The organism is Pseudodesulfovibrio sp. 5S69 (assembly GCF_037094465.1).
Classification (GTDB): Bacteria; Desulfobacterota; Desulfovibrionia; order Desulfovibrionales; family Desulfovibrionaceae; genus Pseudodesulfovibrio; species Pseudodesulfovibrio methanolicus.
Genome location: NZ_CP146609.1, coordinates 2,793,965 through 2,816,961, shown reverse-complemented (window position 1 = coordinate 2,816,961; position 22,997 = coordinate 2,793,965). Strand labels below are relative to the sequence as shown.

Annotated in this window: 24 protein-coding genes and 1 tRNA gene; 7 read left to right on the top strand and 18 right to left on the bottom strand. The window is 63.1% G+C overall.

Features of this window, described 5'->3' with window-relative positions; all coding sequences use genetic code 11:
- The first annotated feature begins 9 nt into the window (after positions 1-9).
- The 3 genes from V8V93_RS13440 to V8V93_RS13430 are packed head-to-tail and all read left to right on the top strand — an operon-like array spanning position 10 to position 2,878.
- Positions 10-882, top strand: coding sequence for a methylenetetrahydrofolate reductase (locus V8V93_RS13440; RefSeq protein WP_338667103.1), 873 nt, complete (start codon positions 10-12; stop codon positions 880-882).
- Positions 883-900: 18 nt separating this feature from the next.
- A complete protein-coding gene (locus V8V93_RS13435) occupies positions 901-1,926 on the top strand; it encodes an aspartate-semialdehyde dehydrogenase (RefSeq protein ID WP_338667102.1) in 1,026 nt (341 codons plus the stop codon).
- Positions 1,927-1,936: 10 nt separating this feature from the next.
- Complete coding sequence (locus V8V93_RS13430; protein ID WP_338667101.1) at positions 1,937-2,878, top strand: aminotransferase class IV; 942 nt, start codon at positions 1,937-1,939, stop codon at positions 2,876-2,878.
- A 258-nt stretch (positions 2,879-3,136) separates the two neighbouring features.
- On the opposite strand, the gene V8V93_RS13425 is transcribed toward V8V93_RS13430, so the two are convergent.
- On the bottom strand, positions 3,137-4,039 hold the full coding sequence (locus V8V93_RS13425) for a glycosyltransferase family 2 protein (protein ID WP_338667100.1): 903 nt from the start codon (positions 4,037-4,039) through the stop codon (positions 3,137-3,139).
- Between the two features lie 275 nt (positions 4,040-4,314).
- Here V8V93_RS13425 and V8V93_RS13420 point away from each other — a divergent pair, with 275 nt between their 5' ends.
- Positions 4,315-7,044 (top strand): SulP family inorganic anion transporter, encoded by a 2,730-nt coding sequence (locus tag V8V93_RS13420; RefSeq protein ID WP_338667099.1) that lies wholly within the window; start codon positions 4,315-4,317, stop codon positions 7,042-7,044.
- Here the strand turns inward: V8V93_RS13420 and rfbD are convergent.
- From rfbD to V8V93_RS13365, 11 genes are all read right to left on the bottom strand, one after another.
- Positions 7,041-7,916 (bottom strand): dTDP-4-dehydrorhamnose reductase, encoded by an 876-nt coding sequence (gene rfbD, locus V8V93_RS13415; protein WP_338667098.1) that lies wholly within the window; start codon positions 7,914-7,916, stop codon positions 7,041-7,043. The genes V8V93_RS13420 and rfbD overlap by 4 nt on opposite strands.
- A complete protein-coding gene (gene rfbB / locus V8V93_RS13410) occupies positions 7,916-8,932 on the bottom strand; it encodes a dTDP-glucose 4,6-dehydratase (protein ID WP_338667097.1) in 1,017 nt (338 codons plus the stop codon). The genes rfbD and rfbB overlap by 1 nt, the downstream gene beginning before the upstream one ends.
- Before the next feature lie 76 nt (positions 8,933-9,008).
- Positions 9,009-9,470: a tRNA (cytidine(34)-2'-O)-methyltransferase gene (locus V8V93_RS13405; RefSeq protein ID WP_338667096.1), complete on the bottom strand. Its 462-nt coding sequence runs from the start codon at positions 9,468-9,470 to the stop codon at positions 9,009-9,011.
- Positions 9,471-9,473: 3 nt separating this feature from the next.
- The gene (locus tag V8V93_RS13400; RefSeq protein ID WP_338667095.1) at positions 9,474-10,181 is read right to left on the bottom strand and encodes a molybdopterin-guanine dinucleotide biosynthesis protein MobB; all 708 of its coding nucleotides are present in this window, start codon (positions 10,179-10,181) and stop codon (positions 9,474-9,476) included.
- A gap of 15 nt (positions 10,182-10,196) precedes the next feature.
- Entirely contained in the window at positions 10,197-10,850 is a 654-nt protein-coding gene (locus tag V8V93_RS13395; protein ID WP_338667094.1) for an energy-coupling factor ABC transporter ATP-binding protein, read from the bottom strand.
- Positions 10,847-11,542: an ABC transporter permease gene (locus tag V8V93_RS13390; protein WP_338667093.1), complete on the bottom strand. Its 696-nt coding sequence runs from the start codon at positions 11,540-11,542 to the stop codon at positions 10,847-10,849. Before V8V93_RS13390 ends, V8V93_RS13395 begins: the two co-directional genes overlap by 4 nt.
- A 66-nt stretch (positions 11,543-11,608) precedes the next feature.
- On the bottom strand, positions 11,609-12,433 hold the full coding sequence (locus V8V93_RS13385) for a substrate-binding domain-containing protein (protein WP_338667092.1): 825 nt from the start codon (positions 12,431-12,433) through the stop codon (positions 11,609-11,611).
- A gap of 53 nt (positions 12,434-12,486) precedes the next feature.
- Positions 12,487-12,873 (bottom strand): winged helix-turn-helix domain-containing protein, encoded by a 387-nt coding sequence (locus V8V93_RS13380; protein WP_338667091.1) that lies wholly within the window; start codon positions 12,871-12,873, stop codon positions 12,487-12,489.
- A gap of 132 nt (positions 12,874-13,005) precedes the next feature.
- Complete coding sequence (locus V8V93_RS13375) at positions 13,006-13,842, bottom strand: HesA/MoeB/ThiF family protein (protein WP_338667090.1); 837 nt, start codon at positions 13,840-13,842, stop codon at positions 13,006-13,008.
- A gap of 4 nt (positions 13,843-13,846) precedes the next feature.
- Entirely contained in the window at positions 13,847-14,074 is a 228-nt protein-coding gene (locus V8V93_RS13370) for a MoaD/ThiS family protein (RefSeq protein ID WP_338667089.1), read from the bottom strand.
- Between the two features lie 93 nt (positions 14,075-14,167).
- Entirely contained in the window at positions 14,168-15,895 is a 1,728-nt protein-coding gene (locus V8V93_RS13365) for an aldehyde ferredoxin oxidoreductase family protein (RefSeq protein WP_338667088.1), read from the bottom strand.
- 173 nt (positions 15,896-16,068) lie between these two features.
- Here V8V93_RS13365 and V8V93_RS13360 point away from each other — a divergent pair, with 173 nt between their 5' ends.
- Together V8V93_RS13360 and V8V93_RS13355 are read left to right on the top strand one after the other, a co-directional pair.
- Positions 16,069-16,650, top strand: a complete 582-nt coding sequence (locus V8V93_RS13360; RefSeq protein WP_338667087.1) for a hypothetical protein — start codon at positions 16,069-16,071, stop codon at positions 16,648-16,650.
- A gap of 96 nt (positions 16,651-16,746) precedes the next feature.
- The gene (locus tag V8V93_RS13355; protein WP_338667086.1) at positions 16,747-17,109 is read left to right on the top strand and encodes an STAS/SEC14 domain-containing protein; all 363 of its coding nucleotides are present in this window, start codon (positions 16,747-16,749) and stop codon (positions 17,107-17,109) included.
- 116 nt (positions 17,110-17,225) lie between these two features.
- Here the strand turns inward: V8V93_RS13355 and V8V93_RS13350 are convergent, their stop codons facing one another.
- Positions 17,226-17,966: an SDR family oxidoreductase gene (locus tag V8V93_RS13350; RefSeq protein WP_338667085.1), complete on the bottom strand. Its 741-nt coding sequence runs from the start codon at positions 17,964-17,966 to the stop codon at positions 17,226-17,228.
- Positions 17,967-18,255: 289 nt separating this feature from the next.
- Here V8V93_RS13350 and V8V93_RS13345 point away from each other — a divergent pair, with 289 nt between their 5' ends.
- Positions 18,256-18,855, top strand: a complete 600-nt coding sequence (locus V8V93_RS13345) for a TetR/AcrR family transcriptional regulator (RefSeq protein ID WP_338667084.1) — start codon at positions 18,256-18,258, stop codon at positions 18,853-18,855.
- Between the two features lie 105 nt (positions 18,856-18,960).
- Here V8V93_RS13345 and V8V93_RS13340 read toward each other — a convergent pair.
- From V8V93_RS13340 to V8V93_RS13320, 5 genes are all read right to left on the bottom strand, one after another.
- Positions 18,961-19,037 (bottom strand) — tRNA-Val (locus V8V93_RS13340).
- 76 nt (positions 19,038-19,113) lie between these two features.
- Entirely contained in the window at positions 19,114-21,216 is a 2,103-nt protein-coding gene (locus tag V8V93_RS13335) for an FAD-dependent oxidoreductase (RefSeq protein WP_338667083.1), read from the bottom strand.
- Positions 21,217-21,228: 12 nt separating this feature from the next.
- Positions 21,229-21,804: an electron transport complex protein RnfA gene (locus tag V8V93_RS13330; RefSeq protein WP_338667082.1), complete on the bottom strand. Its 576-nt coding sequence runs from the start codon at positions 21,802-21,804 to the stop codon at positions 21,229-21,231.
- Complete coding sequence (locus tag V8V93_RS13325) at positions 21,804-22,313, bottom strand: hypothetical protein (RefSeq protein WP_338667081.1); 510 nt, start codon at positions 22,311-22,313, stop codon at positions 21,804-21,806. Before V8V93_RS13325 ends, V8V93_RS13330 begins: the two co-directional genes overlap by 1 nt.
- Positions 22,314-22,315: 2 nt before the next feature.
- Complete coding sequence (locus V8V93_RS13320) at positions 22,316-22,993, bottom strand: electron transport complex subunit E (RefSeq protein WP_338667080.1); 678 nt, start codon at positions 22,991-22,993, stop codon at positions 22,316-22,318.
- Positions 22,994-22,997 lie beyond the last annotated feature (4 nt).

The window sequence follows — 22,997 nt, the reverse complement described above, 5'->3', positions numbered from 1 at the left end:
GAGTAAGCTTTGCGCGTTTGTGATCTGATCGAAGGGACGTCCCCGTTCCTCTCCCTGGAGTTCTTCCCTCCCAAGGAGCGGGAGGCCTGGCCCGCCTTTTTCGAGGTGGTCGACAAGCTCAAGGTCCTCGATCCCCTGTTCGCGTCCGTGACCTACGGCGCGGGCGGCGGCACCCAGGACAACACCCTGGAGATCGCCACCCGGATGAAACGGGACCACGGCATCGAGCCTATTACCCACCTGACCAGCGTGGGGGCCTCGGCCGAGAAACTGGACGGTTTCCTGGAAAGCCTGGTCAAGGCCGGCATCGACAATGTCCTGGCCCTGCGCGGCGACCCGCCCCGTGGCCTGGACGATTTCGATTTCAGCGCCCAGGAGTTCCAGCACGCCTCGGAGCTGATCGAATACATCTGCTCGCGGTATCCCGACCTGTGCGTGGGCGGGGCGGCCTATCCCGAGCCCCATTGCGAGTCGCCGTCCATCAAGTCCGACCTGGACATGGTCCATCTCAAGGTGCGCAAGGGTGCGAAGTTCCTAGTCACCCAGATGTTCTTCGACAACCGCATGTATTTCGACTACGTGGAGCGCCTCAAGCTGATGGGCGCGGACGTGCCGGTCATTCCCGGCGTCATGCCGCTCCTGAGCCTGAAGTCGGCCAAATTCATCCTCAGCCTGTGTGGCGCGGCCATTCCGGGCAAGTTCCTGAGCGCTCTCGAAAAGGCGCATGAGGAGGGCGGTGACGATGCCGTGTACGCACTCGGCATCGACTACGCGACCAAACAGGCTCGGGAGCTCATCGAAGGCGGCGCGCCGGGCGTACACCTGTATACGCTCAACCGCGCCGAGGCCGTTCTTGAAATCGGAAAAAATCTCAATATATAGTTTTTGGGGGTAAGGATAATGAGCAAGAATTTCGTTGTGGCCGTGTGCGGCGCCACGGGCGCCGTGGGTCAGGAAATGTTGAAGGTTTTGGAACAGAGGGATTTCCCCTACAGCAAGGTCATTCCCCTGGCCTCGGTCCGCAGCGCGGGCAAGAAGGTCGAGTGCAAGGGCGAGGAACTGACCGTGCAGGAATTGACCGAGGACTCCTTCGAAGGCGTGGACATCGCCCTGTTCTCCGCAGGCGGCTCCATCAGCGAGAAGTTCGCGCCCATCGCGGCCAAGGCCGGTTGCGTGGTGGTCGACAACTCCTCAGCCTGGCGCATGAACGACGAGTGCCCCCTGGTGGTCCCCGAAGTGAACCCCCAGGATCTGGACTGGCACAAGGGCATCATCGCCAACCCCAACTGCTCCACCATCCAGATGATGGTCGCGCTCAAGCCCCTCCATGACGAGGCCAAGATCAAGCGCGTGGTCGTTTCCACTTACCAGGCCGTGTCCGGCACCGGGCAGAAGGCCATCGAGGAGCTGGAGAACCAGGTGCGCCGCCTCATGTCCGGCCAGCCCGTGGTGGCCGACGTGTACCCGCACCAGATCGCCTTCAACTGCCTGCCGCACATCGATGTCTTCATGGACAACGGCTACACCAAGGAAGAGATGAAGATGGTCAACGAGACCATCAAGATCATGGGCGATCCGTCCATCAAGGTCACCGCCACCTGTGTGCGCGTGCCGGTCTTCTACGGCCACTCCGAGTCCGTGAACATCGAGACCGAGCTCAAGCTGACCGCCGACGACGTCCGCGCCCTGCTGGCCAAGGCCCCGGGCGTGACCGTCGAAGACTACCCGGAAAAGCTCATCTATCCCATGGCTATCAACGCCTCGGGAGAGGACGACACCTTTGTCGGCCGCATCCGCGAGGACGAGACCATTGAGAACGGCATCAACATGTGGGTCGTTTCCGACAACATCCGCAAGGGCGCGGCCCTGAACACCGTCCAGATCGCCGAGACCCTGATCGCGCGCGACCTGGTGCGCGTGCCCTAAGGAGTTCATCGTGGCCAAGGTAGCGGATTCGAAAACCTATCTGGAAGCCATGCTGGCCGTCGAGCGGCCCGGCGCAGGCGAAATCCAGGCCTTCTACGAGCACCGTGTGGGCATGATCTGCACGGACCCCAAGCTCATGGTCATGCCCTGGGACGACCATTTGGTCCATCGCGGTGACGGCATCTTCGAGACCATGAAGTTCGTCGACGGGAAGCTCTACCAGCTCGAGCCGCACATGGCCCGCATGCAACGGTCCTGCCGGGCCATCTACATGACCCCGCCGTGCTCTTGGGACGAGATCCGAGAGCTGATCCTCGACGTGGCCAGGGCGGGCGGCCGCGAGAGCGGCATGGTCCGTGTGCTCCTGGGGCGCGGACCCGGCGGCTTCGGCATCTATCCGTCCGAGTGCCCGGAATCGAGCCTCTACGTGGTCTCCTACGACCTGCATCCCAAGCCGGAATCGGTCTACGAAAAGGGGGTCACCGCCTTCAAGACCTCCATCCCGGCCAAGCAGTCGTACCTGGCGACCATCAAGTCCATCGACTACCTGCCCAACGTGCTCATGAAGCACGAGGCCGAGGAGAAGGGCTACGATTTCCCGTTCTGCTTCGACCGCAACGGGTTCCTGGCCGAAGGGGCCACCGAGAACGTCTGTATCGTGGACGAGGGCGGCAAGCTGATCATCCCGGAATTCACCAACGCCCTGGCCGGGACCACTCTGATGCGCGCCGTGGACCTGATCAAAAGTGAGGTGCCCATCGTCTTCCGCAGCATCAGCGAAGAGGAAATCCTCCTGGCCCGCGAAGTCATCATCGTCGGCACCACCGGCGACGCCATCCCCGTGGTCCGGTTCAACGGCAAACCCATCCATAACGTCAAGCCCGGCCCCGTGGCCGCCCGCATCCGCGAGCTCCTCAAAAAGGACCTCCAGGACACCGGCATCCCCCTCTAGGCCGGGCCTCCAGTGCTATTCAAAAGGGGCCGTCCATGGGACGGCCCTTTTTTTGTCCCGCACTCCCCATCCCTCCTCTCTCTGAACTTTTTAATGCCGCTTCGTGGGGAGGGCACATAAATAAGGCTTCCGGCTCAGCAATGCGTCGAACGCCTCTTCTTTCTTTTTTTGGGGGGGGGGGATCGGGCGCGCAACAATCGGTAGCGGTTCTCTGATATAGGAGGTCGCTCTCAACCATTATCTCACTAAACGAACGGTTTACAGGAGGTGGGAGTTGATGACCGCCTGGTCGAATTGTCGGATGGCTTCTTCGGCCAGGGTGTCGGTGCCCATGGTGCGCATGGCGTGGTCGTGGAGCATGCGGGTGACGTCCATGGGGCCGGGGATGGTCATGAAGCCGAAGGCCTCGGCCCAGGCGTCGCCGCGCAGATAGGCGAGCGCCCAGCGCACCGTGTGTTCATGGAAGAAGTGCTGGTTGTTGATGACCAGGACGGCCTTGCTCCGCCCGTCTTCGGCCCGTTCGCGGAAAGAAACCTTGCGGTGTTCGCAGGAGGTCAGCGGGTAGCCGACGTGATAGAATGGAGCCCCCGCCTGCGCCGCCTGGACCCACAGGTCCCAGTCCCGGTAGAAGGTGTTATCGCGGAAACCGGCGGTCCGGTCAAAGGCTTCGCGGGTGATGAGCACGCCGGGGCCGAGAAAGCCGCGTGCCTGGAGCAGGCCGTCGCGGTAGGGCGGCAGTTGGATCATGGATGGGCCCATGGAGCGGTTCCTGCCCGGCGCGAGCCGGATGTAGTCGGCATACATGACGCCGGTCTCGTGGTGGTCCGCGAAGACCGCGTCGGCTGTGGTCAGGTACTTGGGGTCGAGACGGTGGTCGGGCCGCAGGAAGACGAGCCGGTCGCCGATGGCCTTGGCCGCGGCAAGGTTGCGCGCCCGCGCCGGGGTGACGTCGGGATCGAAGGTCTCCAGCCGGACGGCCTCCAGGCCAGTGATGGCCCGCCAGAGGGCCTCGTCGGAAGGGGCGTGTCCGCCGTTTCCCGCCACCACGATCTCGGTCCGGTCCAGCCCGTCGGACTGTCGGGAGATGGACTGCAGCAGTCGCGGCAGGCCGGGGTGGGTTTCCGGGTCGGAAACGATTATGGAAACGGTATGCTTGCGCATGGTCGCCCTTCCATGGGATTTCGAGTTCCTGTCCGAGGAGGTGCGTACGATCCGTGTACACACTTCGCCTCACTCGCACCAATTATATCGACCCATAGATCGGAAACTTTAGCCCTTGAATACAATTTCATGAAAAAAGATATGTAGCCGACGTTGTACAGCCGGCTTGCGCGTGGGCCTGGGTTGACGTATGTACTTAAATGCGTGAAACAATATGGAAACCGGTTTCGTCTATTCCGGTCTTGTATAGCACCTCTTGAATCCGGCGGTACCTTGTGGCTATTTTCAAGTGTGAATCCTGCGGCTATGAACGCATTGTTCCGGATGCTTTGGCCGGGAGAAAGGCCAAGTGTCCCGGTTGCGGCCGGGGCGTGACCATCGAGGCCGAAGATGAGGCCGTGGCAGGCGGCATCCCGTATGAGGTGGAGGTGGAGGAACCGGCCGGGGCCGCGGCGCAGGACGAAACGCTTCCGGCTGGTGGCGACGGCGAGCCGCTGAAGCCCATCGACCTGGACGCCGGGGAGTTGACAGTGGACCTGGAAAGGCCCGAGGACGTCATCTGCGCCGCCTGCGGCCATATACAGGAGCCGGGTCACGGCGACGCCTGTTCCCGGTGTGGCGCGCGGCTCGAAGCCGTGGAGGAACTGCCCGAGGTGGACGAAAGCGAGATCGACGTCAGCGACCTGGCCGAACCCGACGAGCCGCAGGTTTGGGACGCCGATTTCCGGGACGGCGCGGAAGCGGCGAACATCGAGGCGGTAGGCGATCCGGACCGCTGGCGGCTGCTGCGAGGCGGCAAGACCCTGAATCTGTATGCGGGCATCGTCTCCGGCGTTCTGTCCCTCTTTTTCGTCTATTCCCTGTCCCTGCTGGCCGCGTCCCAGGGGGGCATGCACCAGTATCTGCCGTTTCTGCTCGGCACCGCCCTGACCGGGGTTATCGTCGGGTCCATTTTCTTTTCCTTCCTGTCGCGGGTTCCCTTCGCCCTGGTCGGCCCGGAGACGGTCCTGACCGCCGTGCTCTTCCTGTTCATGGGCAGCATGTACCGCTACATGGCCGACACATTCGCCCCGGAACTCATCCTGCCGACCATCCTGGCTGGCGTGGCGACGGCGGCGTTGTTGACCGGGTTGAGCCTGCTGGTGCTCGGCCAGCTCAAGCTCGGCGAATACATCCGCTTCATCCCGCTGCAGATTATCGGCGGGGTCATCGGCGGCGTGGGCGTGTTCGTGCTCATCGGGGCCTTCGCCTGGATGGGCGGGCTGAACCTCGACTGGAGCAACGTCTACAGCCTGGGGCTGTCTCTGGTGACCAATTTCAACCTGAGCGAGGACCTCTACACCATGGGGCCGAGCGTGATCTTCGGCCTGATCCTGTTTTTCGCCATGTTCCGGACCAAGAACTCCCTGTTCCTGCTGGCCCTTATCCTGGTGGCCGTGGGCGCGGGCAACGCGGCGGGCGTCTGGGCCACGGACCCGGCGGTCCGCGACCTGGCCCAGCCCGTGGCCTTTCCCAAGGGGTCGTTGCTGGTCCACCTGGTGGAGGTGCTCAAGTCGCCCATGCTCTTTGCCGACATCCAATGGTCGGTGATCAAGTCCCACGGGCTGTACATCGGGGCCATGGTCGTCCTGGCCGTGCTCACGGTCATGTTCCGGATCACCCGGTTGGAGCTGATCCGGGGGCGCGAGAGCGACCTGAGCCGCGAATACAGTGCGCTGGGCGTGACCAACATGGTTTCCGGGCTGTGTTGCGGCATGCCGGTCTCCCTGTCCTTCGGCCGGAGTGCGGGCAGCTATGCCGCGGGCGGCCGGGGACCGCTGGTCGGTATCGTGGCCGGGCTGATCTGCGCCGTCGGGTTGTTCTATGCGGACTTCATCCTGCCCATGATCCCCCGGTTCGTGCCCGAGGGGCTGCTCGTCTATGCCGGGCTGGACCTCATCCGTGATTGGATGCTGCGCACCAAGTCGTCCTTCACCAGCCGTTCCGAGCTGTGGCTGCTCCGGTTCACCTTCGCGGCCACCATCCTGCTCGGGCTGCTTGAGGGCATCGGCTTCGGCGTGGCTCTGGCCCTGATGGTTACGGTCAGCCGCGTGGGCCGGGGCGGGGTGGTGCGCAACGTGCTCTCCGGCTCCCAGCACACCAGCAACGTGGACCGGGCCTCCGCCCAGCAGCGCGTCCTCAAGGAGTTCGGCGATCATATCCACATCATGCGTCTTCAGGGGTTCCTCTTCCTGGGAGCCATGGAACAGCTCCTCCGGGACATCCGCAGGCGGCTGGACGACGACAACCAGCTCTCTCTGGAATACCTAGTCCTCGATTTCCGGCTGGCCAGGGGGTTTGCCTCGGCCTCAAGCTTCGGCTTCGCCAAGCTGTACAAGCTGGCCGTACAGAACAGGATTCAGGTGGTCATCACCAGCGCTCCGCTGGAGCTGGAGTCGCACCTGGTCTCCCTGGGATACGCGGGCGACGAGGACGGGCAATTCAAGATTTTCTTCAACCTGGACTATGCCCTGGAGTGGTGCGAAAACCGCGTGCTGGACGCCGAGGGCATGCTCGAGATCCGGCAGAAGACCCTGCCCGAACTGTTGGTGCCGATCTTCCCGGAACCCAAGTACATCCCGGCGCTCATGAAGGTCCTCAAGCGCGAGGTGGCCCAGGCGGGCGAGGCGGTCTTCCGCCAGGGCGACAGTTCGGACGCCATGTATTTCGTGGAGTCCGGCAGGCTGGACGTGGAACTGGAACTGCCGGACGGGCGGATCATCCGGCTCAAGAAGGTCGGGCCCGGCGCGGTCTTCGGCGAGATGGGCATCTACACCCTGTCCCCGAGGTCTGCGACCATCCGGGCGGCGGAGAAATGCGTCCTCTACCGCATGACCCTGCGCAAGCTCGACGCCATCGAGGCGCGCGTGCCCAGGCTGGTCACGGCCATCAACCGGTTCCTGATCAATCTTCTGTCCGAGCGGTTGGCCAATTCCAACGCCAGGGTCCGCGAACTGATGCTCTAGGCGCCCAGGCCGAGATCACCCAGCACGTATTGCCTGAGCGCGTCCTCCCAGGAGCGCGGGGCCGTGCCCGTGGTCCGGGTGAACTTGGACAGGTCGAGCACCGAGTAGGGCGGCCGGGAGGCCTTGGTGGGGTAAGCCGAGGTGGGCACCGGCGAGACCGTGCAGTCCTTGTTCGCCAGGTTCACGGCCGTGTTGGCCAGCCCGTGCCAGGAGGTCTCGCCCGCATTGGCCAGGTGGAAGATGCCGGTGGCGTCCCATTCCAGCAATTTGACGGTGTTTTTCGCCACGTCCGGGGTGTAGGACGGGGAACCGATCTGGTCGTTGACCACGGTCAGGGTCTTGTGCGCGTCGGCCAGTCCCAGGATCTTTTTGACGAAATTTGTCCGCCCCGGCCCGAAGAGCCAGGAGATGCGGATAATCAGGGTGCGCCTGTAGCCGAGCTTGAGCAGGCCGCGCTCCCCGTCCGCCTTGCTGATTCCGTAGACCGAGGTGGCGTTGGGCTCGTCGTACTCGGTGTAGGGCGAGCGTTTCCGGCCGTTGAAGACGAAGTCCGTGCTGTAGTGGACAAACGGGATGGCCCGGCGCGCGGCCAGGGTGGCCAGCAGCGGCGGGACCGAGCCGTTGAGCGCAAACGCCCTTTCCGGCTCGTCTTCGGCCAGGTCCACCTGGGTGTAGCCCGTGGCGTTGATGAGCAGGTCCGGGTCGTTCTTGTCCAGCCATTGTTCCACGGACAGCGGATCGAGGACGTCGCAATCCCGTCTGGACAAGGGAAAGGCAAGGGCTCCGGCGTTGTCCAGGGCCGTGGTCAGGGCCTGGCCGAGCAGGCCGGTCCTGCCGCCGAGGACGGCGATGCGCGAGCCTTCCATACGCATCAGGCGCGCTCCTCGTACCAGGAGTCCATGAACGTCCGGTATTCGCCGCTCTGGACCTGTTCGAGCCAGGTGGCGTTGGCCTCGTACCAGGCGACGGTCCGGGCCAGCCCCTGGTCAAAGGGCAAGGTCGGTGCGAATCCGAGCTCTTCGGCCGCCAGGGAGTAGTCCATGGCGTACCGCTTGTCGTGGCCCGGTCGGTCCGTGACGAAGGTAATCAGCGACTCCGGCTTGCCCACGATGGACAGCAGGGTCTTGACCACGGAAATGTTGGTCTCCTCGGCGTTGCCGCCGAAGTTGTAGGCCTGGCCCTCGCGTCCCTTGGTCAGGGTCAGCTCCACGCCCCGGCAGTGGTCGTCCACATAGATCCAGTCGCGCACGTTGAGCCCGTCGCCGTAGACCGGCAGCGGTTTGTCCGCCTTGGCGTTCAGATACATGAGCGGGATGAGTTTCTCCGGGAATTGGTACGGCCCGTAGTTGTTGGAGCAGCGCGTGATCAGCACCGGAAAACCGTAGGTCTCGAAGTAGGCGCGGGCCATGAGGTCCGCTCCCGCCTTGCTGGCCGAGTACGGGCTGTTCGGGGCCAGCGGCGTGGTCTCGGTGAATTTACCCGAGGGGCCGAGGGTGCCGTAGACCTCGTCCGTGGACACGTGGACGAACCGTCCGGTGCCGCACTGCCTGGCGCACTCCATGAGGTTCTGGGCCCCGCCCGTGTTGGTGGTCACGAAGGGGGACGGGTCGTTGATGGACCGGTCCACGTGGGATTCGGCCGCGAAGTTGACCACCGCGTCGATTCCATTGCCGGACAGGAGGTCCATGACCAGTTCCCGGTCGCAGATGTCGCCCTGGACGAACTCGTAGCGCGGCTCGTTTTCTTCAAGGTCGAGGAGGTTCAACCGGTTGCCCGCGTAGGTCAGCTTGTCCAGGTTGAGGATGGACCAGTCCGGGTGCGCGGCGAGCATGAGCCGGATGAAGTTGGTGCCGATGAAGCCGCAGCCGCCGGTGACGAGAAGTTTCATGGAGTTCTTTCAGTCTCGGGTGAAAGGGTTGGGAATTTCTTTGACGGTGAAATAGTACCGCCGAGGCGGCGAAAACTCAAGCCGGGAAGACGTCCACGATGGAGTCGGTCTGGCGCAGGGCCTCGAAGAGCAGAATGCCCGTGGCCGTGGACAGGTTCAGGCTGCGTACCTCGCCCCAGATGGGGATGCGCACCCTGGGGTGGCCCTCCATGAGTTCCCGGGGCAGGCCGCGCGTCTCCGGGCCGAGGACGATGGCGTCGTCGGCCCGGAATCCGAAGCGGTGGTGGGCCGTGCGCGCCTTGGTGGTGGCCATGACCAGTCGCGGCGGGGCCACGGTTTCGATAAACTGGTCGAAATCCGGGTGCACGGTCACGTCGACGTGCGGCCAGTAGTCCAGCCCGGCGCGCTTGAGATGCTTGTCGTCTATGGAGAAGCCGAGCGGCTCGATGAGGTGCAGCGGGGTCCTGGTGGCCGCGCACAGCCGGGCGATGTTGCCGGTGTTGGGCGGAATTTCCGGCTCGAAGAGGACGATGCGCATGAGCTAGACGTCCAGCTTGATGGTCGCCTTGCCCGGCGCGTACCCCTTGAGGGTGCGGATCATCTCGCGGATGGAGGCGGAGATGATGTCCTCCACGAACGGCTTCATGCCCACCACCGCGCCGTCGATGTCGACCTGGATGGAATTGTGCATGGCCAGGCAGGCTCGGGGAGTGGTCTTTCCGGCCACAATTTCCGCGGCCAGGGTTCGGCAGTCCGGGCGGCCGCAGGTCTCGCAGTCCATGCCCGGCAGGAAGAACCCCTTCTCAAGGACCACATCGGCCAGGGCCGGGAGATCGTCGATCACCGGTACGCCGTCCACGGCGGTCTCGCCCACGCTGGCGATGGCCAGTTCCGGGTGCAGCCAGTCAATGCCGTCGGACAGATCGCCGCGCAGACAGAGGATGCGGGGCAGAAACCCGAGCTCCTTGCCGCCTTCCACGATGAGCACGTCGTTGGTCAAAAGCGGCAGCAGGTCCGGCAGGAAGCGGTGCCCGGTCCAGTGGACGAAGGCCTCCTTGGGCCCCAGGCCCGTCACGGTGTCGCACACGGCGGCGTAGTCCGTGGTGTCGGCATCTCTCCAGTCGAAGCCGTGGTGGCTGAACTTGGCCGCGGACACAGTCATTCCACGTTCCTTGAAGTGACGCGCGAGTTCCACGCCCAGGGTGGTCTTGCCGGAATTTTTCGGTCCGATGATGGAGACTGCCTTCATGGGTCCTCCGTACGTTTAGACGGTCCGCACCAGGCGGCCGTTTTCGAGATAATGGATGTGGTCGGTGACCGCTTCGAGCCAGGTCATGTCATGGCTGGCCACGATCAGGGCCGCGCCGTATTCATCGCGGGCGGACAGGGCGGCCTGATGGATCAGCTCGGCGCTCTTGGCGTCCAGGCTGGCCGTGGGCTCGTCCATGAGCAGGAGCTTGGGCTTGAGAACCAGCCGGGCTGCCAGAGCCACTCGCTGCACCTCGCCGCCGGACAGCTCGAACCACTGCCGTTTGGCGAAGACTGCGGGGTCGAGGCCGACGACCTCCAGGGCGCGGGCCACCTTGGACGGGATGTCGTTCTTGCTGCGGATCCGCAGGCCGTAGGCCACGTTGGCGAAGACCGTGCGCTTGAGCAGGTAGGGTTCCTGGACCAGCAGGGTGACCTGCCGGTTCACGGTGGATTTGGCCGAAGCGGGTTGGCCGAGAAAAGTGATGGTTCCCTTTGCCGGGGGTTCCAGGAAGGCGAGCAGGCGGAGCAGGGTGGACTTGCCCGAGCCGTTGGGACCGGCCAGGCCGGTGATGGTTCCTTCCCCGAACTCCAGGTGTTCGATGTCCAGGACGGTTCGTTCCGAATAGCGCTGCCGGACGTTGTCGAGGGCGATCAGCGGCGAGGTCATTGGACGGCCCGCCTTTTGAGGCCCGCGGCCCCGATGTTGACCAGCAGGGCCACGGCCAGGAGGACCATGCCCAGGGCGATGCCCACGGCGAATTCGCCCTTGCCGGTCTCCAGTGCGATGGCCGTGGTGATGGTCCGGGTGTGCCACTTGATGTTGCCGCCGACCATCATGGAGATGCCCACCTCGGAAACGATGCGCCCGTAGGCGGCCATGGCCGCGAGCATTATCGAGTAGCGGGCTTCGAGGACCGTGGCCCACATCATCTGAGCGGGGCTGGCGCCGAGCGTGATCAGGGTCATGGGCAGCCGTTTGTCCAGTGACTCCACTGCATTGGCGGTCATGGCCACGATGATCGGCAGGCCGAGCAGGGTCTGGCCGATGGCCATGCCGGGGATGGTGAAGAGCAGGCCGGTGCCGCCCAGAGGGCCGTTGCGGGTCAGGAAGGCGTAGACCACCAGCCCGATGACCACGGTGGGGAAGGAGAGCAGGGTATCCACAATGGTGCGGACGACCTTCTTCCCGGGAAATTCCTTGTAGCCGAGCAGGAAGCCCAGGGGCACGCCTATGGCCATGCTGCAGATCATGGACAGAGTCGAGGCGTAGACCGTGGCCCAAATGGCGGAATAGGCCTCTGGATCGCCCGAGAAGAGGAGTAAAATCCCCTGCCGGAAGCCTTCAAGCAGATATTCCATGGTAATCTCGCAAAAACGGGGGAGAGAGTTGCCGCCTCCCTCCCCCGTCGAGTCAGACGTGCGGTCCTATTTGGCGTTGGGGATAAACAGCTTCTTGCCAAGCAGCTTGAAGTTGCCGATGGCCTTCTGGGTGTCCGGAGAGGCCATCCAGTTGATGAATTTGGTGGCCAGGTCGTACTGGGCATCCTTGCATTTGGCGGTGTTCACGGCCAGGGCGCTGTACTGATTGAACAGGACTTTGTCGCCTTCGACCAGGACCACCAGCGGCGGGTTGCCGCCCTTGGTGTCCGCATACTTGATGTAGGTGCCGCGGTCGGTCATGGTGTAGCCGTTCTTTTCGTTGGCGATGTTGATGGTCGGGAGCATGCCCTGGCCGGTCTGGATGTACCAAGCGTCCTTTTCGGGCACGGCCATGCCGGCTGCCTTCCACAGGGAGAGCTCCTTCTTGTTGGTGCCGGAGTTGTCGCCGCGGCTGGCGAACACGGCCTGCTTCCGGGCGATGGTCTTCAGGGCGTCGGCCACGTCCATGCCCTTGATGCCCGCCGGGTCGGAGGCCGGTCCGATGATGACGAAGTCGTTGTACATGAGTTCCTTGCGGTCAACGAGCACGCCCTTGTCCACGTAAGCCTTTTCAGCGGCCGGAGCATGGACCAGGACAACGTCTACGTCGCAGTTCTCGGCCATTTTGAGGGCCTTGCCGGTGCCCACGGCCACGAATTTGATCTCGATTCCGGTATCTTTCAGGAATTTGGGAACGATCAGTTCGTCCAGCAGGCCGGTGTTGGCGGTGCTGGTGGTGGTGGCCATCATCAGGGTCGGGCCGGCCAGCGCGGGCAGGGCCATGACCATGACGATGAGGCAGGACAGGGCGGCGATAAGCAAACGTTTCATTTTTCCTCCAATGATGAACAGTTGTATCCGCAGTCCTCAAACAAGATGAGGATTTATTCCATGTCGTCCCGGTAGAATTCGCCGGATTTCTTGACGTCCATTTCGAGCAGTTCCGTGGCGCGCTTGGTGGCGTATTCCTCTACATCCAAGTAGAAATGCAGGAATTTCTCCATGACTTCGCGGCCATAGGGCGAGAGGTTGAAGCGCTGGCCCTTACCCTTGGTCTTCTCCACCAGGGGTTTGCCTATGCGTTCTTCGGCGTTCTTCAACTTGCCCCATGCCCGCCTGTAGGACATGCCCAAGGCTTCAGCCGCCTTGCGTAACGATCCCAGTTTTTCCACTTGCTGGAGCAACAGGGTGCTGCCGATGCCTATGTAGGTTTGGTCCTCTTGTTCGAGCCAGACGCGCAGTCTCAGGATGGTTTCGGGGTTTCGTTTCATGAGGTACCTCGGAGTTCTCAGATCAAAGAAAGTGGAACCGATTTCGGAAAGATATTCTACCAAGTGAATAAAATAGACGATTTTTTTGAATTACGTCAATGAAAACATAATGGGGTCAGGCTTGACACCAAATCAGAGCGAAATGGTCTCGAATGTGTACGAACGCAGGTCCGTGACAAGCATCCGCCCGGCCAAGGTCGGCGCGCCGGTCAGGACGTTGACGACCTCCAGGGCCATGAGCGAGGCCACCAGGTTCACGGCCGGCGCGGGGCAGCCGAGGCGCTCCTCGGCACCGTTGTCCGTGCCCATGAGGTCCGCCGGGCCGGTCTGCCCCGGCATAACCACGGCCACATAGCCGGTCCATCCGGCCAGGGCTCCGGTGACCAGGGGGATGCCCGCCCCGGCCGCGGCCCGTTGCAGATGGCCTCGCATGGTCAGGCCGCCCAGGGCGTCCACGGCCAGCGCGCAGCCGTCGAGAAAGCCCGGCAGGGTCTCGTCGGCGAGAAATTCCGAGTGCGTTTCCAGCGTGATCGAGGGGTTGATTTCATCGGCCCGCAGCCTGGCGGCACGGGCCTTGTCGCGGCCGAGTCCGTCCAGGCTTGACAGGGCCTGGCGGTTCAGGTTGGAGGCCTCGAACCGGTCGCCGTCCGCCGCGCGCACGCGGCCGATGCCCAGGCGCAGGAACTGCTCCAGCAGGGATCCGCCCAGGCCGCCGAGCCCGACCATGGCGACGCTTGCCCGCAGCAGACGGATCTGGTCCTCGCGGGAGACGGATTGCCGGTTGCGCAGGTAGCGGGCTGGTGTGACGTCCTGGCTCAGGGCAAGGGCCTCGATCTCGTGACCGGGCAGGCCGTATTCTTCGGCCAGTGCGGTCACGTCGCTCACGTCCAGGACCGCTCCGGTGCCGCCCCAGGGCAGGGTGCGGGGTCGGGCCAGGCGCCGGATGGATTCTTCGAGGGAGGCGCCCAAGGGACTAGCCTCCGCCCACCGGGGGAAACAGTCCTACGCGGTCGCCGTCCTTGATCTCGCTGTCCAGAGTGGAGAACCGGGAATTGATGAACATGATGGTCACGTCCTTCTCCGGGATGCCGAGCCGGATCACCAGGGAGCGGATGGTCTCGCCCGGTTCAACGGGGTAGTCGTCGCTGTTTTCCGGCAGGTAATCCCTCAGGGTAGCAAAACATTTGAGTTCTATTCCCATGGCATGAACCTAGGTGGTTTGGGGTGCGGGGGTCAACCAAAAAAGGGGCCGGGGAACATTCCCCGGCCCATGTCGTTTAGGTTGATGCGGTGGTTAGACCTTGGCGTCCTGGAGCTCATCCACGGTGTAATCCCAGGTGACGTTGTGAGGCGGCAGGGGGTCGGTCTCGAAGAAGCGGGGCAGTTGGTCGTCGATCTTGGAGAAGCCCGCGCGCTCGTTGAAGTCCAGTTCGTCCTGCAAGGCGCCGGCGCCCAGGGCGACCAGGTCGTCCACGGAGAAGGCGTTGCCGGTCCAGGACTGGACCAGGTCGGCCATGGTCTGGACGCCGTTCTCGGAATCCAGGACCGCGAAGGCCACGAACAGGCAGAAGCCCATGGAGTCGATGGCGGCGGTGGCCACCTGGAGATTCTTGGACAGCTCGACGTTGCCTTCCTTCTTGTGGCCGTCGATGGTGCCGCCCACGCCCAGGCAGTTAGCGGTGACGCCGTAACCGGCGGTGTGGTCGGCACCCATGGGGGTGGTGGCGTAGGTCACGCCCACGCCCTTGACGGCGCGCGGGTCGTAGGCGGGCATGGACTGGCCTTTGACGGTGGGCAGGCGTTCCACGCCGAAGGCCCCGCCGGCGAAGTCCACGCCGTTGCCGATGATCATGCCCAGGGGATCGTTGGTGCCGACCTTCTTGAGCAGTTCGATGGCGGCCTTGCCGTCACCCCAGGGGATGATACCGCCGTCCATGGCCACGGCCACGGTGTTGCCGATCTCGATGGTGTCCATGCCCTTTTCGTCGCAGATGCGGTCCATGAGGGCGATGTCGTCGAGGTCTTTGATCAGGGAGTTGGCGCCCAGGGCCCAGACGGTTTCGTACTCGAAGCCGGAGGTCACGTAGTTGCCGTCGGCGTCGTTGTACTGCTGGGAGCACTGGATGATGCAGCCGGTGTGGCAACCCTCGGTGGTCTTGCCGCCGCGCTCCTTGATCAGGTCGGCGATTTTTTCGCCGGAGATCTCGGCGGCGTGCTCGCACTGGCCGTAGCGGAAGTTCTTGGTGGGCATGGCGCCCGCCTCGTTGATGATGTTGACCAGCACGGAGGTGCCGTAGGCGGGCAGGCCCTGGGACGTGACGGGGTGGCCCTTGAGGATGGAGACCCAGGTGGAGCGGGCCTGCTTGAAGGCGTCCATGTCGGCGGCCGAGACCTTCACGTTGACCGCGGGGTCGAGGACGATGGCCTTGATCTTCTTGGAGCCGAGGACCGCGCCGGTGCCGCCGCGACCGGCCGAGCGGGCGGGCCGTTTGTATGGGTCGGTGAACTGGATGGTGGCGGTCTTGCGCAGAGTCTCGCCGGCGGGGCCGATCATGGCCGCGCAGAGCTTGTCGCCGTACTGGGCCAGAAGTTTGTCATGGCCGGGGTAGGTGTCCAGGCCGCTGATGTCGGAGGCGTCGCGAAATTCGACCTTGTCCTCGGTGATGAACAGGGTGGAGAAGGGCGCATCTTCGGCGGGCTTGTCCTCGAGAATGATGGCCTTGAGGCCCATCTTGGGCATCTTGTGGGCGAACAGGCCGCCGGAGTTGGACTCCTTGATGCCGCCGGTCAGGGGGGACTTGGTGCCCACGGACAGACGGCCGGAGTTGGCAGCGGTGGAACCGCCCATCAGGCCGGTGGCGAAAACCAGTTTGTTTTCGGCGGACAGGGGATGGCAGGTGGCCGGGACTTCCTTGTTGATGACCCTGGAGGTCAGGGCGCGGCCGCCAAGGCCGACGTAGGGACCGGCGTCCTCGTAAGTGTATTCCTTTGTCCGACAGTTGATTCGCAAAATTTTTGACATTGATTCACCCTCAGTCTTTTTTGGAATTGAGCGTCCCTCTTGACGCATTGTCGATAAACGGACTAACTGTCTTTTCATACCCCGTTTTCAAAATTAATGTCAAAAAAAACAATATATTATGTTTACATCGGCATAATGTTCAAAAATAGCACAATACATTCGGAAGGCAGAACATGGAATTGATCAGCAAGGACGGCTGCATGGACATTTCGATGGTTGCGGAGGCCGCATGGGGCTGGAATTATATTCTCCAGAAGGGATTCGCGCTGAACGGCGTTTCCGGGACTTCCGTCCGCCAATTTCTGCATGAGGCCCTCGGTTTCGACGACGGATTCATCGACTCCACGGTCCGGACCATCTTCCTGAACAACAGTCCGGTGGACGATCTGGACCGCACCTACATCAAGGACGGGGACCGCATGGCCCTGGGCAGCGCCATGCCCGGCCTGGTGGGCATCGTAATGGGCCGGGACAATTTCTACAAAAGCTTCCGCAGCGGGATCGAGGTCAAGGACCACTCCCGCGTCGACGCGGCCCCGGCCCGGCTGGCCATGAAGGTCTTCAGCACCCTGGCAGTGGAAAGCGGGCGGGGTTTGCTCGCGCGGGGCATCCTGGTGGACGCCGACGTGCTGGCCGGTTTTTTGCGCGAGAAGAAGGCCCAGATCATCGAGGCGGGCGGTCTGGATGCGGGCGGATTTCTCGCCCGTCTCGACGGTCTGGACGGCGACCTGCCCATCCGGGTGACGTTCGTCTGATCTCGGACCGAGCGATCCTGCGGTTTCGGCTGGGCACGGGACCGCAAATGGGCTATACTCCTTGTGCGGCATTGTATCCGAACAAGGAGGTTTTGCATGATCAGCGTTATGGAACAGTCCACGACCAGGATGCTGGCGGTCCGTGTCTCGGGCAAGCTCTCGGACGACGACTACCGGGACGTCTGGATTCCGGCCCTGGAGATGATCATCCGGGCGCACGGCAAGGCCGATGCCCTGCTGTACATGGACGAGGACTTCACGGGCTGGGAGCCCAAGGCCCTGTGGGACGACGCCAAATTCGGCATGGCCCACCGCAAGGATTTCCGCCGGCTGGCCGTGGTCGGCGGCCCGGCCTGGGTTCGCTGGGGCGTCAAGCTCGGCGAACTGCTCATGGACTGCGAGGTCAAACTGTATCCACCCGAGAAGCTGGACCAGGCCCTGGACTGGATATGCGGTTGAGATCAAAAAACGGACACCTGCACAGGCGTCCGTTTTTTGGTTGAGCGGGCGAGAGCCATTGCGGTTGACCCGGGCGACCGGCATGTTCGCGCCGCGGGTTGTCTTCGGCTTCCGGATCAGGCAACCCCTCCATTCACGCGCAGAACCTGTGCATTGACCCAGGTTCCGTCCGGCCCGGCCAGAAACGACACCGTGGCGGCGATCTCATCGGGTGTGCCGAGCCTGGGCTCCAGAGGCGCCAGGCTACTGATGCGGGCGATTTGCTCCTCGGTCTTTCCTTTCAGGAACAGGTCGGTGCCGATGGGGCCGGGGGCAATGGCGTTGACGGAGATGCCCCGGCCGCGCATCTCGTTGGCCAGCACGCGCACAAGTCCCTCGACACCGGCCTTGGAAGCGATGTACGGGCCGTATCCCGGATACGCGAGGGCAATGACGCTTGAGGACAGGGCGATGATCCGCCCGCCTCGTTCAAGGCGTTTGGCTGCCAATCCCAGAACGATGAACGTCCCCCGGAGATTGACGTTGATGACCCTGTCGAAAGCGTCCATGTCCGCTTCCTGGATGGGCACCATGGGCATGATCCCCGCGCTGTTCACGACAACGTCGACACCGCCGAAGGTCTCCCTGGCTGTATCGAACAGCCGTTCCATGTCCTCGACGTTGCCGACATCGCCCTGGACGGCCAGAGCGTTGCCGCCCATGCCCTTGATGTCGGCGACCGTCCGGTCCGCCTGTTCCCTGTTGCCGATATAATTCAGCGCCACGGCGAACCCGTCCTGTGCGAGACGAAGTGAAATCGCCTTTCCGATACCGCCTGAACCGCCGGTGACAATAGCCGTCTTGCTTGTTGTGTTCATGGCGTTCTCCTTTGTGCCGGGACCGGCTGGTCCCTTATTCACGGTTGGAAATTGAGTGTTTTTTTCTTTTATTACAACTTACTTTTTATATAAATTGTAATTAAAATGGCGTCAACCTGAAACTGTATATCCGCGTATCCCTTGATCCGCGCCGATTGACAAGCTGTTCGGGGTAAATTACTTTTTTTTAAAATGTAATGAGATCGATTTTTTATGTGTGTTCCGGCATCGGCTCAAGACAGGGGGACGTGCCGGAAAAAAGACAAAAGGGCGAACAAGGGCGAAAAAGATGCCGAAGACCGGATTGAGTTCAGAGGAGATGGTCGAGAGGACCATTGAAATCGCCCAGGATACCATACGCCAGGTCGGCCTGGACAGGTTCCGGCTTGTGGATGTCGCCAAAGGGTTGGGGGTGACCCATGCTGCCTTGTATAACCACTTCCCGAGCAAGGGGGCTATTCTCGACGCCATCTCGGAGCGCTGGCTGAATGAGATGGATGAGGCAATGGAGCGGGTGGCCCGTACCGGCGGCCCTTCCCGGTTGGCCATCCTTGAATGGTTCATGGCGTATCACCGTCAAAAGCGGAACAAGGTCATGCGGGACCCTGAACTGTACCGGTCGTTCAACATGGCGGTGGAAGCGGACAAGCCCTTCGTGCTCCGCCATCTGGAGAATTTGCACGATCAGTTGCTGTCCCTGTTGGAGCGCGGTGCGGATTCCGGCGAGCTGGACATAGCGTTGCCCGAAAGAGCCATGGAAGTCCTCTTCGAGGCCACGGCCTCGTTCCACCATCCGGTTCTGGTTTTGGAACACAAGGACGAAGACAGGGAGCTTCTGCTGCAAAGGGTGGTCTCGGCCGTCCTTGCGGGCCTTTCGGCAACCCGGTGAACCTTTCTCTTCCGGAAAGGGGAGGCGGATGTTTCGTGGACGCAGTGCTCTTGCCAACGAAAAAAAACGGACGCTTGTATCAAGCGTCCGTTTTTGCTGTCGAAGTGGTGGGCGATACGGGATTTGAACCTGTGACTTCCACCGTGTGAAGATGGCACTCTGACCAGCTGAGTTAATCGCCCACTTCGGTCTTGCTTGAGGACATCGCCTCAAGGGAGAAACTGTATATCGCCAAGCCTTGCGCTTTGCAACCTTTTTTTACTGATTTTTGACGCAATCCCCATCGGCGCACTCCTGGCCGTCGACCATGTCGCGGTTATAGCAGGTCAGCCCGCAACGCAGGCAGCGGCACGTCTCGCGTTTGGCCTGGGCTTCGCTGAGCGCGCCTTCGATCTCGCCGAAGGTGCAGGCGCGTTCGTCGCACTCTATCAGATGAGGCATCTCGGACCGCTCCCGGTAGCCCACGTTGGGCACATCGGTGAACATGGTGTAGGGGATCATGTCACGCTGGGTGCGCGCGTCCACGTGCGGCGGCTCGCCGTTGAGGTACTGGTGGATGGACCGGGCGGCCTTGCGGCCCTCGCCCAGGGCGGTGATGACCAGGGCCGGGCCGGTGTGCATGTCGCCGCCGGTGAAGACGTGCGGCATGGCCGTCTGCAGGGTGTCGGGATCGGCGGCTAGGGTGCGCCAGCGCGTCTCCTCCAACTGGCACACGCCGTCCTCGTAGAGGCAGGACAGCTCGGGCTTCTGTCCGATGGCCGTGTACACGGTGTCCGCCTCGATGAGCGTCTCGGAGCCCTCGATGGGGATGGGGCGGCGGCGCCCGGACTGGTCCGGCTCACCCAATTCCATCTTGATGTACTCGATGTGGGTCACGCGGCCGTCGCCGTCCTTGACGATGCGCGTGGGCGCGGCCAGGAAGAGGTATTTGACGCCTTCCTCCTCGGCCCCGATGATCTCTTCCATGTTGGCGGGCATCTCGTCGCGGGTACGGCGGTACATGAGGGTCACGTCCGCGCCCAGGCGCACGCTGGTCCGGGCCGCGTCGATGGCGGTGTTGCCGCCGCCCACGACCACGACCTTCTTGCCGGTGCCGCTCTCCACGCCAAGGCCCACCTTGGTCAGGAACTCGGTGCCCGTGGAGACGCCCTCGGCGTCCTCGTTCTCGATGCGCAGATTCATGTTCATCCACGCCCCGATGCCGAGGAACACGGCCTCGAAGCCCTCCTCGCGCAGGGTGTCCAGGGTGAAGTCCTTGCCGAAAAACTGTTCGAAGCGCACGTCGATGCCCAGGTCCAGGATGCCCTGGATCTCCCAGTCCAGCACGGCCTTGGGCAGCCGGTATTCCGGGATGCCGTAGCGCAGTTGACCACCCAGCTTGGGCATGGACTCGAAGATGGTCGGGCTGTGGCCCAGACGGCGCAGAAAGAAGGCGCAGGACAGCCCGGCGGGGCCGCCGCCGACCACGGCCACCTTGCGTCCGGTGTCCGGGGCGCAGGAGATGGGCAGGCGGGTCCCGGAGTTCATCTCCCAGTCCGCCGCGAAACGTTTGATCATGTTGATGCCCACCGGCTCGTCCACGCGGCCCCGGCGGCAGACACCCTCGCAGGGGTGCGGGCAGACCCGGCCGATGGACAGGGGCATGGGGATGCGCTCGCGGATGGTCTCCAGGGCCCCGGCGTAGTCGCCGCGGGAGACCTGTTCGATGTAGCGGGGGATGTTGATCTGGCCCGGGCACCGTTGGCGGCACGGGGCCAGGCAGTCGGTTTCGAGGTTCAGGTGGGTGATGCGCGCGGTCATGCCCCAGACCGTGATTACGCCGCGCGGGCAGACCTGCTCGCAGCCGCCGCAGGCGGTGCACAGGTTGGGGTCCACCACGGGGTAGCCGTTGGGCCCCATCTCGATGGCTCCGAACTGGCAGGCCGTGATGCAGGTCCCGAATCCGAGGCAGCCTTCGGGGCACATCTTGGAGCCGTTGTAGAGCATGTGCTGGGCGCGGCAGTCCTTGACCCCGGCGTACCTGTAGACCTCTTCGGCCCGGATGCCGCCGGTGCAGTCGACAAAGGCGATCTGCTTTTCCATTGATGAGAACTCCAGGCCCATGATGGCGGCCACCTTTTCGGCCACCGCATCGCCGCCGACCACGCAGACCGTGGCCCCGGCCTTGCCCTCGACCACGCCCTGGGCGGCTCCGGCGCAACCGGGATAACCGCATCCGCCGCAGTTGGCTCCGGCCAGCACGTTCTCCACCTGCGCGATGCGCGGGTCCTCATAGACGTAGAGCAGCTTGGAGGCCACCGCCAGGATGACGGCGGAGGTGAACCCGATGCCGAGGAGGATGAGTACGGAAGCGGTGATCATAGCGTCTTACTCCTAGGATGCCATGCCCTTGAAGGCGAAGAAGGCCAGGGACATCAACCCGGCCATGACCAGGCCGAGCGGGGTGCCCCGCATGGCCATGGGTACGCGGGCCAGGTCCAGCCGCTCGCGGATGCCCGCCAGGAGCACCAATGCGAGCATGAAGCCCACGCCCGAGGCCATGGAGAAGAGGAAGGTCTGGAGCAGGCCGAATTCCTCGCGCTGGCAGATGATGGCGATGCCGAGCACCGCGCAGTTGGTGGTGATCAGCGGCAGGAAGATGCCGAGCGACTTGTACAGCGGCGGGATGGCCTTTTTCAGGAACATCTCCACGAACTGGACCAGGGCGGCGATGACCAGGATGAAGGCGATGGTCTGGAGATAGTCGAGGTCGTTGGGCGCAAGCAGGTACTCCTGGACGCACCATGTGATAACCGCGGCCAGGGTAGCCACGAAGACCACAGCCAGCCCCATGCCGAGCGCCACGCCCGACTCCTTGGACGTGCCGATGAACGGGCAGTTGCCCAGATACTGCGCCAACACGATGTTGTTGACGAAGATGGCGGCGATGACGAGTACGAAGTAGTCCATTATATGCCCTCGTCCTTTTTATCGAGATACCCCTCGGCCTTCAGCCGGGAGAGGATGCGGGAGATCATTTCCTTGGTCATGCGCGGGACGTCGTCCCGCAGCATCTTGCCGTATTCCGAGGCCACGTAGAGCCTGGAGACCTCGACCTGCTTCTTCCAGGCCGGGGAATTGTAGAGCTCGATCAGGTCGTCCACGTCCTTCTGGGTCATATGGTCGGCGAAAAAGGCCATCTGCTTGGCCAGTATTTCCCTGATGATGTCCTGGACGCCGTTGTGCATCTCCTCGTTCACTATCCGGACCGCCTTGTCCGGCAGGTTGGGGAGACGTGCCTGCAGATTCGCCTGGGTCCGGGCGAGAAGTTTGGAAATCATCGCCTGGATCGTTTCCACGGTGCCCGAGGCCTTGAGCATGTTCATCATGCTCTCGTCGGTCGGGCGTTGGGCCAGGGCCGGGGACGCGGCCAGGATCAGCGAGAGGGCCAGGAGCGGAAGCATGAGCCGTCGTTTCATGGTCACATCCTCGGTTTGCTGGCGCACATGCCGCAGGTCTTGCAGTCGTGGACCGGGCCCTCGACGGCCTCCAGTCCCTTGGTCTTCCGCTGCCAGTTGGTCAGGGCGTTCATGCCCGCGAGCAGCACGCCCAGGCAGACGAACGCGCCCGGGGCCTCGACCATGAAGCCGAAGGGTTTGAACCAGCCGCCCATGACGTGCATGCCGAACCACGTGCCGTAGCCGAACAGCTCGCGCAGGGAGCCGAGAAAGGTCAGGGACAGGGTGAAACCCATGCCCATGCCCAGGCCGTCGGCCACGGACAGCAGGACCGGGTTCTTGGAGGCGAAGGCCTCGGCCCGACCCAAGATGATGCAGTTGACCACGATCAGCGGTACGAAGATGCCGAGCTGCTGGTACAGCGGATAGGCATAGGCCTGCATGAGCAGCTCCACGCAGACCACCAGCGAGGCGGCGACCACGATGAAGCAGGCGATGCGCACCTTGCTCGGGATGACCTTGCGCAGCATGGAGATCAGCATGTTGGACAGGGCCAGGACGAAGATGACGGCCATGCCCATGCCGAAGCCGTTGTAGGCGGTCTTGGTCACGGCCAGGGTGGGACACAGCCCCAGAACAAGCTTGAACGGCGGCAGGTCGTGCCACAGTCCCTTCGAGAATTCCTTCCACAATGTGCTCATGTGA